This is a genomic window from Lachnoanaerobaculum sp. MSX33 (genome assembly GCF_000512995.1).
Classification (GTDB): Bacteria; Bacillota; Clostridia; order Lachnospirales; family Lachnospiraceae; genus Lachnoanaerobaculum.
The window spans coordinates 1-16353 of the sequence record NZ_AZXX01000082.1; the positions used below are offsets into that span (position 1 = coordinate 1).

At 38.6% G+C, this 16353-nt stretch carries 13 protein-coding genes; 9 read left to right on the forward strand and 4 right to left on the reverse strand.

What is annotated here, in order from left to right; all coding sequences use genetic code 11:
* Positions 1–67 precede the first annotated feature (67 nt).
* The 4 genes from HMPREF1495_RS09095 to HMPREF1495_RS09110 all read right to left on the reverse strand — a co-directional run bounded on the left by HMPREF1495_RS09095 (position 68) and on the right by HMPREF1495_RS09110 (position 3747).
* Positions 68–709, reverse strand: coding sequence for a GNAT family N-acetyltransferase (locus HMPREF1495_RS09095; protein ID WP_034214039.1), 642 nt, complete (start codon positions 707–709; stop codon positions 68–70).
* Positions 687–1205, reverse strand: coding sequence for a peptidylprolyl isomerase (locus HMPREF1495_RS09100; RefSeq protein ID WP_034214041.1), 519 nt, complete (start codon positions 1203–1205; stop codon positions 687–689). The genes HMPREF1495_RS09095 and HMPREF1495_RS09100 overlap by 23 nt, the downstream gene beginning before the upstream one ends.
* Before the next feature lie 168 nt (positions 1206–1373).
* The gene (gene pyk, locus HMPREF1495_RS09105; RefSeq protein WP_034214043.1) at positions 1374–2810 is read right to left on the reverse strand and encodes a pyruvate kinase; all 1437 of its coding nucleotides are present in this window, start codon (positions 2808–2810) and stop codon (positions 1374–1376) included.
* Between the two features lie 115 nt (positions 2811–2925).
* The gene (locus tag HMPREF1495_RS09110) at positions 2926–3747 is read right to left on the reverse strand and encodes a rhomboid family intramembrane serine protease (RefSeq protein ID WP_034214046.1); all 822 of its coding nucleotides are present in this window, start codon (positions 3745–3747) and stop codon (positions 2926–2928) included.
* 482 nt (positions 3748–4229) lie between these two features.
* Here HMPREF1495_RS09110 and aroF point away from each other — a divergent pair, with 482 nt between their 5' ends.
* From aroF to HMPREF1495_RS09155, 9 genes are all read left to right on the forward strand, one after another.
* Positions 4230–5243 (forward strand): 3-deoxy-7-phosphoheptulonate synthase, encoded by a 1014-nt coding sequence (gene aroF, locus HMPREF1495_RS09115; protein WP_034214049.1) that lies wholly within the window; start codon positions 4230–4232, stop codon positions 5241–5243.
* Position 5244: 1 nt separating this feature from the next.
* Complete coding sequence (trpE, locus tag HMPREF1495_RS09120; RefSeq protein ID WP_034214052.1) at positions 5245–6708, forward strand: anthranilate synthase component I; 1464 nt, start codon at positions 5245–5247, stop codon at positions 6706–6708.
* On the forward strand, positions 6705–7271 hold the full coding sequence (locus tag HMPREF1495_RS09125) for an anthranilate synthase component II (RefSeq protein WP_034214055.1): 567 nt from the start codon (positions 6705–6707) through the stop codon (positions 7269–7271). The genes trpE and HMPREF1495_RS09125 overlap by 4 nt, the downstream gene beginning before the upstream one ends.
* Positions 7272–7502: 231 nt before the next feature.
* Entirely contained in the window at positions 7503–8519 is a 1017-nt protein-coding gene (gene trpD / locus HMPREF1495_RS09130; protein WP_034214057.1) for an anthranilate phosphoribosyltransferase, read from the forward strand.
* Positions 8512–9315, forward strand: a complete 804-nt coding sequence (gene trpC / locus HMPREF1495_RS09135; protein WP_034214059.1) for an indole-3-glycerol phosphate synthase TrpC — start codon at positions 8512–8514, stop codon at positions 9313–9315. The genes trpD and trpC overlap by 8 nt, the downstream gene beginning before the upstream one ends.
* Positions 9302–9913 (forward strand): phosphoribosylanthranilate isomerase, encoded by a 612-nt coding sequence (locus HMPREF1495_RS09140; protein WP_034214062.1) that lies wholly within the window; start codon positions 9302–9304, stop codon positions 9911–9913. Before trpC ends, HMPREF1495_RS09140 begins: the two co-directional genes overlap by 14 nt.
* The gene (gene trpB, locus HMPREF1495_RS09145) at positions 9900–11090 is read left to right on the forward strand and encodes a tryptophan synthase subunit beta (RefSeq protein WP_034214064.1); all 1191 of its coding nucleotides are present in this window, start codon (positions 9900–9902) and stop codon (positions 11088–11090) included. The genes HMPREF1495_RS09140 and trpB overlap by 14 nt, the downstream gene beginning before the upstream one ends.
* On the forward strand, positions 11083–11853 hold the full coding sequence (trpA, locus tag HMPREF1495_RS09150; RefSeq protein ID WP_007595226.1) for a tryptophan synthase subunit alpha: 771 nt from the start codon (positions 11083–11085) through the stop codon (positions 11851–11853). The genes trpB and trpA overlap by 8 nt, the downstream gene beginning before the upstream one ends.
* A 229-nt stretch (positions 11854–12082) precedes the next feature.
* Positions 12083–16345, forward strand: coding sequence for a 2-hydroxyacyl-CoA dehydratase (locus HMPREF1495_RS09155; RefSeq protein ID WP_034214068.1), 4263 nt, complete (start codon positions 12083–12085; stop codon positions 16343–16345).
* The last annotated feature ends 8 nt before the right edge of the window (positions 16346–16353 follow it).

Consider the following 16353-nt stretch of genomic DNA (forward strand, 5'->3'; position numbering starts at 1 on the left):
ATTTATGCTTGACACAGTTAGGTTTTTCTAATCTACATATACAATTAAACATCACTCTATTAAAATCCTACTTTTTGCTGAAGCTTTCATTTATTATCACACCAAGTTTTTTAGCAAAATTAATCGATGCTATGTTTGATTTGTCTATTTGTGCATATACATCAATTATTTTTAACGACTCTCTTAAGTAATCCAGTAAGTACCTGCAAACTTTAAATGTATATCCGCACCTTCGGTATCTTTCTTCAGTCATATATGAAATATAACATTTTCCGTCTTTATTGTAAAACCCTGCCATGCCCATAAGCTCATTAACATTTTCAAATACATATAAGCCATAGCCGTAGAAATCATAGTGAAGAGAAATATATTCCAGTAAGTCATTTTTTGTTTTAAAAGGAAATCCCTTAAAACAGGATAAAATTTCAAAGTCGTCGGGTCTCATCTCACGAATATTTATGCCTTCCACTTTGCCTATATCAAAAGGCATACCCAGAGTTCTGTAGGCAACCTTCTTTATATATTCCTCATCAATGTCTTCAAGACTTTCCACTGCATATTTTGAAACCGATATATCTATATCTTCTTTACCGAGTATAGCAATAGTGGCTTTGTGAGAGTTAAATGCCTCCCACAAAGCCACATTTTCATCTGATATCAATATATCACAATGCTGTCCTGAAACATTAACACTTTTCAGGAGCTTCATAAGTCTCGCCGAATGTATCCACTGTCATAGTTGCAATCTTCTGCTCTGTATTCGGTCTGTCATTGTAATCTGTATCTGCAGCCGCTATTTTATCCACTACATCCATTCCCTCAATTACCATTCCGAATGCAGCATATGCTCCGTCTAAATGAGGTGCATCCTGATGCATTATAAAGAACTGTGAACCTGCCGAATTTGGGCTCATAGCTCTTGCCATTGATATAACTCCCCTGCTATGTGCCAAGTCATTTTGGAATCCGTTCTGATTAAACTCTCCCTTAATTTGATAATCCGGACCACCCATTCCGTTTCCCTGTGGGCATCCGCCCTGTATCATAAATCCTGAAATTACTCTGTGGAATGTAAGTCCGTCATAGAACTTCTCATTGATCAGGCTGATAAAATTTCTTACAGTGTTTGGAGCCACCTCAGGATAAAGTTCGATTTTGATTACTGAGCCGTCTGTCATTGTCAATGTTACTATTGGGTTTTTCATGTTTTCTCTCCTTTATAATCCCAATAAAGTCACCCGAATGTATACATTCTTGTGACTTTATTTATAGGACCTCTACGGTCATTCATTTATCTGTATTTTACCATAACTCTACTTATTTTTGTATAAAAAAGTATGATATTTTATTGTATTTTTTATTTTATCTATTAATTATTTTACTATTTCTACCTGCATTGTATTTGTATATTTTGCAGGTCCTCTCTCAATTTTCTCAGGTATGATGCCTGCTGTAATTACTACAAGATCATTTTCTTTAATGTATTTTCCTGATTTTAATGTCTCAACTGAAGATGATATAAGCTCATCCGTAGTATCCGCTCTCTTTGCCCATACAGGAACTACACCGTAGAAAAGCTGCATCTGACGAACCGTTGAAATACTTGGGCTCATTCCGTAAACAGGTATACTTGATCTCCACTTTGAAAGCATTCTTGTTGTAAATCCTGTAATTGAAGGTGCTATTATTGCCTTAGCATCCAATTGGTCTGCTGTATATACTGCAGCATATCCGACCTGATTTGAAATATTCTTCTTGTCCATCTTATTTACTTTTCTGCCTCTGTAAAGTGCATGATCAAGATGTATCTCCGTCTCTTTTGCTATCTTTACCATCATCTTGAGAGCTTCAAGAGGGTACTTACCCATTGCGGACTCACCTGAAAGCATTATTGCGTCAGTACCGTCATATATGGCATTTGCAACGTCTGAAACCTCGGCTCTTGTAGGTCTTGGATTTCTTATCATTGAATCAAGCATCTGTGTAGCTGTAATTACAGGCTTTCCTGCTACAGAACATTTTTCAATGAGCTTTTTCTGTATAAAAGGCAATTTTGCGGCATCTATCTCAACACCCATATCACCTCTTGCAACCATGATACCGTCGCTTGCTTCGATGATGTCGTCCATGTTGTCGATGCCTTCCTGGTTTTCAATCTTTGAAATAATCTGGATAGTTGAACCCTTCTCCTTTAATATTTCTCTAATCTGACGAACTGCATCTCCGTTTCTTATAAAAGAAGCCGCAATAAAGTCAAATCCGTTGTCACAGGCAAACTTTACATCTTCAATATCCTTCTGTGTAAGTGCAGGCAACTTTATAGAAACTCCCGGTACATTCACACCCTTTTTCTCTCCAAGCTCACCGCCGTTTAGAATTTTGGTATGTATATCTGATCCTTCAACAGATATTACCTCAAGCTCGATAAGACCGTCATCTATAAGTATTCTGTCTCCCGCCTTTACATCATCGTTAAGACCGCTGTAATTGATAAAGCCTTTCTTATCATTTCCTACACATTCGTTTATTGTGAGTGTATATTCATTTCCCGCTACTAATGTTACCTTCTGACCGCCTTCAAGTAAACCGGTTCTTATTTCAGGGCCCTTTGTATCAAGAAGAGCCGCAACCTGCTTTCCTGTCTCTTCTCTTACTTCTCTCAATATATTCAGTCTGCCAAGATGCTCCTCATTATCACCATGTGAAAAATTGAATCTGGCAACATCCATTCCTGCAATTGCCATATCTTTCATAAGTTTTTTATCGTTTGTGTTTGGACCCATGGTACAGATAATCTTTGTTTTCTTCATTTCTTTTCCTCTTTATTTTTATAAGCGTAAATACTACCACTCATTTTTAAATGTATCAAGATATATTTAAAAATGAGCGGCAAACCAATAATACTTCAAAATACGGATGTAAACTCTATTCCACATGAATATGTGTATATAAATGATCTGAGCAATACTCCAAATTTCCCTTACATTTAGAACAGAATCTAAACTCCAATGTATCGTCATCTTTTTCGGTTCTTCCACAAACCGCACATTTGTGTATAGACTCCCCTGCCGGTCTTATCTTGGCCGCCTTTTTAAATTTCACCTGTCTGGCTACATTCTTCGGAGATATTCTATACCAATTTCTTGTTAATAAATAGAATATTACAAAGTTTAGAAGGCTGAGTCCTATGGATGCCTTTGTAATGACGCCACCTATTATAAAGCTATAGACTTCAATTAGTAAATATACAAATGCTAAATATTTTGCCTTTATAGGTAATACAAAGTAAACATAGAAACTCATCTCAGGATAAGTTACGGCAAAAGCCAAAAATATCGACATATTAAGGCTGTCCGGTGTTAAAGGATAATAACTTACAAGATCTCCATATATTGCATATAGTACAAATGCTCCAACTATAAGCAAGAAATATCCCATAAACATATATAGGTTAAATCTAAAACTTCCCCAAACTCTTTCAAGATTGCTTCCGAGATTATAATACAAGTACAGCATTATAGCTCCGAAAAATATACTTTGATCCGGTGCATATAATGTCCATGTAAGAATTCTCCACACCTGTCCCGAGAGTATTTTAGGTATATCAAGTGACAAATAATTATAATATATTTCTATATTTATCAAAGATATGGCAAAACCGATACTATATAATACAGTCAGATGCATCATCAAATTTTTGATAGCGTATCTGCCGATTTTTCTTTCCAATTTTTCTAAAAAACCCATCTTACTCCTTTCTAACATCTATCTTTTTTTATGGACTTTATATATCAAAGCTTTCCGCCTGATAATACGCGCCTATTATAACATTTATACTACTTGTATGTAAATGATTTGAGTTTTAGTATACACCTAAAAATATTTTTGTTGACATAAGAAAATTTTTGTATTAGAATTCAGAAAAATAATCAAACCGTTGATATGGAGATAAAGTTAGTCATGACTTCACAGAGAGTCCGGGAAGGTGCGAGCCGGATAAGAAACAGTCTAGCAAATGGACCATGGAGGGTGTAGTCAAATGCTTCGGCAAAGTATACTACAACGTACGCATACGTCAGTTGCAAGGGATATGTAGGTATCTTAAAGTGCACAGGTCATGCTGTGAATCAAGGTGGCACCGCGATTTTTTATTGTTGAAATTTCGTCCTTGACAAATATTAACCTTTTTAGGTTTTTATTTGTCAGGGACTTTTTTATTAGGAGGACTTATGGTTTTTATATTAAAAGCAGGCATCAGTGAAGAGTCAATACAGAATTTCAGAAAAGAATTTGAAGATATAGGATTTGATACAATATACGCACCCGGAACAGAACATACAGCAGTTTGCTTAATCGGAAATACTTCAAAAATAGATATGGACACTATAGTGGAAACTCATCCGATAGTTGCCTATGGCAAGAGGGTTACGGAAACCTATAAGGCGGCAGGCAGAACCGTTCATCCCGATGATACCGTCATAAAGGTAAATGATGTAAATATAGGTACCGGAACTTTCACCGTTATTGCAGGACCTTGCAGTGTGGAAACAAGCGAGCAGATTACAATGGTTGCAAGAAGTATCAAAACAAGTGGAGCTGTAATACTTCGTGGAGGCGCATTTAAACCCAGAACTTCTCCTTATGCTTTCCAGGGACTTGGCAAGGAAGGGATCGACTTTTTGGAAAGTGCCAAGGACGCAGTCAATATTCCGATTATCTCTGAGGTTATGAATCAGACACAGTTACCGCTGTTTGAGAATGTTGACATTATTCAAATCGGTGCAAGAAATATGCAAAACTTTGATTTACTTAAAGAAGTCGGAAAGTTGAAAAAACCTATACTTCTAAAGCGTGGGCTTTGCAACACTATTGAGGAATTCCTTATGAGTGCCGAGTATATCATGGCATCAGGCAATGAAAATGTCATACTCTGTGAGCGAGGTATCAGAACCTTTGAAACAGCCACAAGAAATACTTTGGATCTTGGAGCAGTCGCACTTTTAAAAGAGAAAACTCATCTTCCGGTACTGGTAGATCCAAGTCATGCGGTAGGTATCAGATCTCTTGTACCGCCGCTTGCAAAGGCCGCACTTGCTGTAGGTGCAGACGGTATTATGGTTGAGGTACACAATGATCCCGCAAAGGCATTATGTGACGGTGCACAATCACTTGACCTTGATCAGTTCGCCGACCTTATGGATGAAATCAAAAAAAGAGTTGTACTTGAAGGAAGGACATTATAGTATGTATTACCCTACATTAAATGAAATAGAAAAGATAAAAGAAAATAAAGAATATACTCTTGCACCGGTCAGTATGGAAATATTATCCGACTTTATCACTCCTATTGAAGCGATAAGAATTCTAAAAAAGGCATCTACTCATGCCTATATGTTGGAATCGGCAAAGGCTAACGAAAGTTGGGGAAGATATACCTTCCTCGGATTTGATCCCACACTTTCTATAAGCTGTAATGAAGGCAAAATAAATGTAGACGGTGAAGAGTTTGAGTGTAGCGACCCTACCGGTTATCTAAGAGATTTGTTAAAAAAATACAAAAGCCCGAGACTCACCTATCTACCTCCTTTTACAGGCGGTTTGGTCGGATATTTTTCATTTGACTATATAAACTATAAGGAACCGAGTATCAAAAGAAATGTAGAAGATTCCGAAGGCTTTAAGGATATTGATGTAATGCTTTTTAAAGATGTTATTGTATTTGACCATGTAAAGCAAAAAATTATCCTTATTACAAATATTTCACTTAATGAAGATACTCATATCGCCTATGAGAATGCTGTTAAAAGACTTGAGAAAATAAAAAATCTTTTATTTACGGGTGAGAAATCCTATGAAACAGGAAAACTGCTCTCTGAAGTAAAACCTTTGTTTTCACAAAACGAATTTTCAGAGATGATTGCAAAAGCAAAACATCATATCAAGGAGGGCGATATCTTCCAAATAGTACTTTCAAACCGCTTGCAGGCGGACTTTAGCGGAAGTCTTTTTGACACCTACAGAGTACTTAGAACGGTAAACCCTTCACCATATATGTTTTATTTTTCAGGTACCGATGTCGAGATTGCGGGAGCTTCACCTGAAACTCTGGTAAAACTTGAAGACGGAATACTTCATACCTTCCCACTTGCGGGTACAAGACCGAGAGGAAAAACAGAGACTGAGGATCTGCTTTTGGAAGAAGAATTACTTGCTGATAAAAAGGAACTGGCTGAACACAACATGCTTGTAGATCTTGGAAGAAATGACCTTGGTAAGATAAGTAAATTCGGAAGTGTAAAGGTGGAAAAATTTCACTCTATAGAGAGATATTCACATGTAATGCATATAGGCTCTACTGTAAGGGGTGAAATAAGACCTGAAAACGATGCACTGGATGCACTTGAAGCGGTTCTTCCTGCAGGTACCCTCTCAGGAGCACCTAAGATTCGTGCCTGTCAGCTTATCGGCGAACTTGAAAACAACAAAAGAGGAGTTTACGGAGGAGCTATAGGATATATTGATTTTACCGGAAATATGGACACCTGCATTGCCATCAGACTTGCATATAAGAAAAACGGAAAAGTATTTATCAGAAGCGGTGCCGGTATTGTAGCCGACTCGGAGCCTGATAAGGAATATATGGAAAGCATAAATAAGGCAGGCGCTGTAGTCGATGCGCTAAAAAAGGCACAGGAGATAAATAAATGATTTTATTGATTGATAATTATGACAGTTTTTCCTACAACCTGTTTCAAATGGTAGGTGAAATTAATCCTGATATAAAAGTAATAAGAAATGATGAAATGACTGTGGAAGAAATAAAAGCTCTTGCTCCAAAAAAGATTATTATCTCACCGGGTCCCGGAAGACCTGAGGATGCAGGTATAATTATAGATGTAATAAAGGAGCTTGGACAAAGTATTCCGATTCTTGGAGTTTGTCTTGGACATCAGGCAATTTGTATGGCATTCGGAGCAACGGTAAGCTATGCCAAGGAGCTGATGCATGGAAAAGACTCTCTTACATATTTTGATACCGGCAGTACTATATTTTTAAATTTACCACCGGAAAGTAAAGTTGCAAGATATCACTCACTTGCCGCAAGCGAGGACACAATTCCTGCAGAATTAAAAGTGGTAGCAAGAACAGATGACGGTGAAGTAATGGCGGTAGAACATAAAAGCTACCCGATTTATGGAGTGCAGTTTCATCCGGAATCCATAATGACAGAATACGGGAAGGAAATGTTGAGGAATTTTATACAGAATTGAAATTTTAGCCATACATTATAGGTTTTATTTTGTAATCCCTGTAGCGATTAGTTCTTTCGCAAAAGCGAGATAGGATTAAGCAACCGAGGACTTGTTTGAGTGTAGTTCGCTGTTCTTCAAGCGAACAAACGAGTTCCGCAGGTTGCGTAAAATCCTACGAAGCTTTAAGAAAGAACTGCGATTGGGATTACAAACTTTAAAACCTATAAGATAATGAACTGAAAGGATACTATGATTAAGGAAGCTATTGTAAAGATTGTAAATAAAGAAGATTTAACTTTTGATGAAGCTTATGCTGTGATGAATGAAATCATGAACGGTGAGACTTCGCCTACACAAAATGCCGCATTTCTTGCAGCTCTTTCTACAAAGAGTGCAAAAGCTGAAACTACACAGGAAATCGCAGGTTGTGCTATGGCTATGAGAGAGCATGCCACAGCTGTTGATACAGATTTTGACCTTTTTGAAATAGTGGGCACCGGCGGTGACAATGCATGTAGCTTTAATATCTCCACAACCTCAGCTATAGTTGCTGCTGCCGGCGGTATGAAAGTAAGTAAACACGGAAACAGAGCGGCTTCTTCAAAATGCGGTACGGCAGACTGTTTGGAGGCATTGGGCGTAAATATTGAAGAAGATCCCGATAAATGTAAAGAGCTTTTGGAAAAGGTTGGCATGTGCTTTTTCTTTGCTCAAAAATATCACAGTTCTATGAAATATGTAGGAGCTATACGAAAGGAGCTTGGGTTTAGAACGGTTTTTAATATACTGGGACCTCTTACAAATCCGGCAAAACCGAAGCGCCAGCTCCTTGGAGTATATGATGAATACCTTATAGAACCTCTTGCAAAAGTGCTTGTGGATCTTGGAGTTAAAAGAGGTATGGTAGTATACGGTATGGATAAGCTTGATGAAATATCACTCTCCGCTCCTACCAAGGTTTGCGAAATAAATAACGGTTCACTCACCACCTATGAGATAAAGCCTGAAGATTTCGGTCTTACACGCTGTGAAAAACAGGATTTGGCAGGTGGTGATCCTAAGGAAAATGCAGCCATTACTCTTGCCATACTAAACGGTGAAAAAGGCCCTAAAACAGATGCGGTACTTTTAAATGCCGGAGCGGCTCTTTATATAGGTGATAAGGCAGGCAGTATACAGGAAGGAATAGATCTTGCAAGAAATCTTATCGAAAGCAAAAAAGCTCTTAAGGTTTTGGAAGATTTTATAAGAGTAAGCAATGAGTAAAGAAATAACTATTTTAGATACAATAGCCACATATACAAAATGGCGAATCGAAGAGCAAAAGAAAAATATTCCGCTCTCTTTGATAAGATCTGAGGCTGAAAATATTCAAGCGCCAAAGTTCAGTTTTGAGAACGCTTTAAAAAAACCGGGATTATCTTTTATATGTGAATGTAAGAAAGCTTCACCGTCTAAAGGTATTATTGCAAAGGACTTCCCATATCTTTCAATTGCAAAGGAATATGAGGAGGCAGGTGCAGACTGTATATCGGTGCTCACAGAACCTAAGTGGTTTCTTGGAAGTGATAAGTATTTAAAGGAAATATCAAATACAGTTACTCTCCCACTGCTTAGAAAAGATTTTACCGTAGATGAATATATGATATATGAAGCCAAGGCAATGGGTGCATCCTGTATCCTTTTGATTTGCTCCATATTATCGGTTGAAGAGATGAAGTATTTCAAAGATATAAGTGATGATCTGGGACTTTCCGCTCTTGTGGAATGTCATGACGAGTCTGAAATCGAAAAAGCCTTAAAGATAAATTCCCGTATGATTGGAGTAAATAACAGAAATCTGAAGGACTTTTCCGTAAACACGAATAACAGTAAAAGACTTCGAGACCTTGTGCCTAAGGATATCTTATTTGTTTCAGAAAGCGGTGTAAACTCCCCTGAAGATATAAAAAATATCATCGATATGGAAGCCGATGCCGCTTTGGTAGGTGAAGTACTAATGCGTGCGGAAAACAAGAAATTCGCTTTGGACCGGTTAAAGGGTAGATATGACAAAAATTAAGCTTTGCGGCATAAAAAGTGAAGATGATATCAAGGTAATAAATGAAGTATTACCCGATTATATAGGCTTTGTATTTGCCGAAAAAAGTAAAAGATATATATCATTTGATACGGCAAAGGTACTGAAAAGCAGGCTTGATAACAGAGTAAAGGCTGTGGGTGTGTTTGTAAATGAAGACATTGAGAATATAGCCTATCTTGTCAAAAATAAAATCATTGATATTGTTCAGCTTCATGGAAATGAAGATGACAGCTATATAAATACATTAAAGAAAAAGATAAATGTACCTATAATATATGCCTATCAGATAAAATCAAAGGCTGATATAAAATCAATAAATAAGAACACGGATTTTATCTTATTGGATGCGGGAGCAGGCTGTGGGGAGACCTTTGATGAAGCCTTACTTGACGGCTTTGACAGAGAATATTTTTTAGCAGGCGGACTCTCATTAGATAATGTAAAAGAAAAAATAATTAAGCTAAATCCGTTCGGTGTGGATGTAAGCTCGGGAATAGAAACCGAAGGCAAAAAAGATGCCGCTAAGATAAGAAAATTTGTAAATTTAGTAAGAGAGGTAGACAATGACAGATATTAAAGGAAGATTTGGAGTTCACGGAGGACAGTATATCCCTGAAACTCTTATGAATGCAGTTATAGAATTGGAAAAAGCCTATAATCATTATAAAAATGATCCTGAGTTTAACAAAGAGCTCAATTATCTCTTGAATGATTATGCAGGCAGACCTTCAAAACTTTATTTTGCAAAGAAAATGACTGAGGACCTTGGCGGTGCAAAGATCTATTTAAAGCGTGAGGACCTTACACATACAGGTGCACATAAGATAAACAATGTTCTCGGACAGGCACTGCTTGCAAAAAAGATGGGCAAAACCAGACTTATTGCAGAAACAGGCGCAGGACAGCACGGTGTTGCAACAGCAACCGCAGCGGCTTTGATGGGTATGGAATGTGTAGTATTTATGGGTGAAGAAGATACTATTCGCCAGGCACTTAATGTATATAAGATGAGACTGCTTGGTGCTACAGTTATCCCTGTAACAAGCGGAACAAAAACTCTAAAAGATGCCGTTTCAGAAGCTATGAGAGAATGGACAAGCAGAATAGATGATACTCATTACTGCCTCGGTTCTATAATGGGACCTCATCCTTTCCCTACTATAGTCAGAGATTTCCAGGCCGTAATTTCAAAAGAAATTAAGGAACAAATCCTTGAAAAAGAAGGTAAATTGCCTGATGCAGTACTTGCCTGTGTAGGTGGCGGCTCAAATGCCATAGGCAGTTTTTACAATTTTATTGAAGACAAGGATGTAGCACTTATCGGTTGTGAAGCCGCAGGAAAGGGAATTCATACATTTGAAACAGCCGCTACTATAAATACAGGAAAGCTCGGTATTTTCCACGGTATGAAATCCTACTTCTGTCAGGATGAATACGGTCAGATAGCACCTGTATATTCCATCTCTGCAGGACTTGACTATCCGGGTGTAGGACCTGAGCATTCATATCTTCATGATATAAAAAGAGCAAGCTATGTACCTATAACGGATGATGAATCAGTAGAAGCATTTGAATACCTCTCTAAAATGGAAGGTATCATACCTGCCATAGAGTCCGCTCATGCTGTTGCTCATGCCATGAAAATAGCACCTAATATGAATAAGGACCAAATTATTGTAATCACAATCTCCGGAAGAGGTGATAAGGATTGTGCGGCAATTGCAAGATATAAAGGAGAAGACTTACATGAATAAGATATATGAAGCATTAAAAAATAAAAAAGCGTTTATACCTTTTATCACCTGTGGTGACCCTGATGTTGCAACTACAAAAGCTGCAATACTTGAAATGGTAAAAAACGGAGCCGATTTGGTGGAAATAGGTATACCCTTCTCAGATCCAACTGCTGAAGGTGTGGTAATACAGGGCGCAAATATTCGTGCCCTTGAAGGCGGTATTACCACCGACAAGGTATTTGATATGGTTGCGGATCTCAGAAAGGAAGTTACTGTTCCACTTGTATTTATGACCTATGCCAATGTAGTATTTTCCTACGGTCCTGAAAAGTTCTTTGCCAAATGCAAAGAGATAGGTATTGACGGCATTATACTTCCCGATATTCCTTTTGAAGAGAGAAATGAATTCCTTGATATTTCTGAAAAATATAATATCGATCTCATCTCTCTTATTGCACCTACATCAGATGACCGCATTGCAATGATTGCAAAAGAAGCCAAAGGCTTTTTATACATCGTATCAAGCCTTGGTGTAACAGGAACCAGAAGTGAGATCACCACTGATTTAAACTCCATAGTAAAGATAGTAAGAGAAAACACCGATATTCCATGTGCTATAGGCTTCGGTATTTCAACTCCCGAACAGGCTAAGGAAATGAGTCAGATAGCGGACGGAGTAATCGTAGGTTCAGCCATCATAAAGCTCTTAAAACAATACAAAACCAAAGCTCCTTCTTATATCGGAGCCTATGTTAAAGAGATGAAAGACGCTATTTTGTAATCTTTAATACACTTTTAACCTCTTATTCATTGCCTTATTCCTAGCAATATGCTATGATATAAAATCATGTTTTCACATGTGTGGTTTTGTGTGCAATTTTATTTTTCAAAATAAAAGGCATGTTCAAGCTACTGATTTTAACGGATTGTAAGGTATAATCTTGCAACTGGGTTTCACAGGGGCATAGCCCCATATTACATAATCACAAGCTTATAAAAGAGGTTATAATATGCAAAACACAGAGAAAACCTATGTACTTGGTATAGACATAGGTTCGACTACAGTCAAAATTGCTATCCTTGACAGCAAACATGAAGTAGTATTTTCAGATTATCGCAGACATTATGCAAATATACAGGGGACTTTGGCGGCACAGCTCTCAGATGCCTTTGAAAAAATAGGGGAAGTGAATATCATTCCGATGATCACCGGCTCAGGCGGTCTTACCCTTTCAAAGCATCTAAAGTCAACCTTTGTACAGGAAGTTGTCGCAGTTGCAACCGCACTGAAGGCTGTTGCACCTCAAACCGATGTTGCAATAGAGCTTGGTGGAGAAGATGCAAAAATCATCTACTTCACAGGCGGTATCGACCAGAGAATGAACGGTATATGTGCCGGAGGTACAGGAAGCTTTATCGATCAGATGGCTTCTCTCCTCCAAACAGATGCTATAGGACTTAATGAATATGCAAAGAGTTATAAGTCAATTTATCCTATAGCCGCAAGATGCGGAGTTTTCGCAAAAACGGATGTACAGCCGCTTATCAATGAGGGAGCTACAAGAGAGGACCTCTCCGCTTCCATTTTTCAGGCGGTGGTAAATCAGACTATTTCAGGTCTTGCCTGCGGTAAGCCTATAAGAGGTCATGTGGCATTCCTTGGAGGACCGCTGCACTTCCTTTCAGAACTTAAGCAGGCATTTATAAGAACACTGAATCTTACAGATGAATATATTGTAGATCCTGACAATTCACATCTTTTTGCAGCCATAGGTGCGGCACTTAACTGTGAGAGCAAGGATGCTATGATCGGTATTTCAGATCTTATTGCCAAGCTTAAAGAAGGTATTGAGATGGCGCATGAGATTGCCAGACTTGATCCGCTCTTTGAGACTGAGGCTGATTATGAGGAATTCAGCGGAAGGCATTTCGGCCATAGCGTAAAAACTGCCGAGCTTGAAGATTACAAGGGCAATATATTCCTTGGAATAGATGCCGGTTCCACCACCACAAAGATTGCTTTGGTAGGTGAAGACGGCAGCCTTCTTTGGAATTTCTATTCAAATAACAACGGTTCCCCACTGGCTACAGCTATCTCGGCTATAAAGTCGGTAAAGGAAAAAATCAATCCTGAAGCAAAGATTGTATATTCATGTTCCACAGGATATGGTGAGGCACTTCTAAAAGCCGCCTTCATGCTTGATGAAGGTGAAGTTGAAACAATTGCACACTACTATGCGGCAGCTTTCTTTGAGCCTGAGGTCGACTGTATACTTGATATCGGAGGTCAAGATATGAAATGTATCCGTATCAAGGACGGTACAGTAGACTCCGTACAGTTAAATGAGGCCTGTTCAGCAGGTTGCGGTTCATTTATCGAGACCTTTGCAGGTTCGTTGAACTTCTCGGTTCAAAACTTTGCAAAGGAAGCATTGTTTGCAAAGAATCCTGTAGACCTTGGTACCAGATGTACCGTTTTCATGAACTCAAATGTTAAGCAGGCACAAAAAGAAGGTGCTACCGTAGCCGATATTTCAGCCGGTCTTGCATATTCGGTTATAAAAAATGCTTTATTTAAGGTTATAAAAATCTCAAATGCGGCAGATCTTGGAAAACATATAGTTGTACAGGGTGGTACATTCTACAATGATGCAGTACTCCGTGCACTTGAAAAGATTTCAGGCGGTTTTGTTACAAGACCTGATATTGCCGGAATAATGGGTGCATTCGGTGCGGCACTTATAGCCAGAGAAAGATATGAAGGAAAGCAGACCACCATGCTCTCTCTTGATGATATCATAGCACTGCAGTATGACACATCCATGACCAGATGCCGTGGCTGTAACAATAACTGTGTAATGACGGTAAACAAATTTGAAGGTGGAAGAAACTTCATATCAGGAAACAGATGTGAAAGAGGTCTTGGTAAGGACAGAGTTAAAAAGGATGTTCCAAACCTCTATGAATATAAATATAATCGTATGTTCGGCTATGATCCGCTTACAGCCGACAAGGCATTCAGAGGTACTATCGGTATACCGAGAGTTTTAAATATGTATGAGAACTTCCCGTTCTGGGCTGTATTCTTTAGAAACCTCGGATTCAGAACAGTGCTCTCTCCTATGTCAACAAAGAAGATATATGAGCTTGGTATTGAATCAATCCCAAGTGAGTCTGAATGTTATCCTGCAAAGATTACACATGGACATATTTCATGGCTTATAAAGAATGGTGTTCGTACTATATGGTATCCATGTATACCTTATGAAAGAAATGAGCAGCCGGATGCCGGAAACCATTTCAACTGCCCTATCGTTACTTCATATGCTGAGAATATCAAGAATAATGTGGAAGAAATCCGAGAGACAAATACTAGATTCTTGAATCCTTTCATGGCATTTACAAATGAAGAGGTACTTACAAATCAGCTTATCAAGGTAATGAAGCAGGAATTTGACATAAATGAAAGAGAAGTAAAGTTCGCTGCACATGCGGCATGGACAGAGCTTATTCAGTCAAAGAAAGATATCGAAAGAGAAGGTGAAAAGACTATAGAGTGGCTTCATAAGAACAACCGCCACGGTATAGTTCTTGCCGGAAGACCATATCATGTGGACCCTGAAATGCATCATGGTATTCCTGATATGATCACTTCATTCGGTATTGCCGTACTTACAGAGGATGCGGTTTCTCATCTTGCCAAGATAGAAAGACCTGTTATCGTAAGCGATCAGTGGATGTATCATTCCAGACTCTATGCTGCTGCAAGTCTTGTAAAGCAGGATGATTGCCTTGACCTTGTACAGCTAAACTCCTTTGGTTGCGGACTTGATGCCGTTACCACAGATCAGGTAAGTGATATACTTACAGGTTCAGGAAAGATCTATACGGTACTTAAGATCGATGAGGTGAACAATCTCGGTGCCGCAAGAATTCGTATACGTTCGCTTATCGCTGCACTTCGTGTAAGAGATAAAAAGAACTTTGAGAGAAAAATACACTCTTCCGCTTATCACAGAAAAGTGTTTACAAAGGAGATGAAGGATGAATATACAATTCTTTGTCCACAGATGTCTCCTATACATTTTGACCTTTTGGAGCCGGCGCTCAATGCCTTCGGCTACCATGTAGAAGTTTTACAAAATGATTCACGTTCAGCTATAGACTGCGGATTAAAGTATGTAAACAATGACGCCTGCTACCCTTCACTTATAGTTGTAGGACAGATAATGGAGGCACTTCTTTCAGGAAAATACGATCCGAATAAGACAGCCATTTTTATGAGTCAGACCGGTGGCGGATGTAGAGCCAGCAACTATATCGGCTTTATCAGAAGAGCTCTTGAAAAAGTTGATATGGAACAGATCCCGGTAATCTCAGTAAATGCCAACGGCATGGAGACAAATGAGGGATTCAAAATGACTCCTGCAATGATAATAAAAGCAATGCAGGCTGTTGTATACGGCGATCTATTTATGAGAGTCTTGTATGCTACAAGGCCTTATGAAAAGGAAAAAGGCGCCGCCAACAGACTTCATAAAAAGTGGAGAAATCGTGTTATTGATTCACTTTCTGTAAGAAAGCCGAACTTCGGTGAGTTTAAAAGAAATATAAGAGCTATTGTAAAGGATTTTGATAATCTTCCAAGACTCAATATCAAAAAGCCTAGAGTAGGTATTGTAGGAGAGATTCTTGTTAAGTTCTCTCCTCTTGCAAACAACCATATAGTTGATTTGCTTGAAAAAGAGGGTGCTGAGGCTGTAATGCCTGACCTCTTAGATTTCTTACTATACAGCTTCTATAACAGTAACTTTAAAGCTGAGAACCTCGGTATGTCAAAGAAATCTGCATTTATGGCAAATGTAGGTATCAAGGTACTTGAGGCACTAAGAAGTGATGCAAGAAAGGCACTTGAAAAGAGTAAGCATTTCATTGCTCCTTCAAGAATCGATCATCTTGCAAATATGGCAAAGGACTATGTATCTGTCGGAAATCAGACAGGTGAGGGTTGGTTCCTTACCGGAGAGATGCTTGAGCTTATAGAGACCGGCACTCCAAATATTGTTTGTACACAGCCTTTCGGTTGTCTGCCAAACCATGTCGTGGGTAAGGGTGTTATAAAAGAGCTTCGCCGTTCACATCCTGAAGCAAATATCATAGCGGTAGACTATGATCCGGGTGCTTCGGAAGTTAACCAGCTCAACAGAATTAAGCTGATGCTTGCAACAGCACAGAAGAATTTGAAAGAACAAAATAAGAAAAGCATATCATAAAGAAGGGA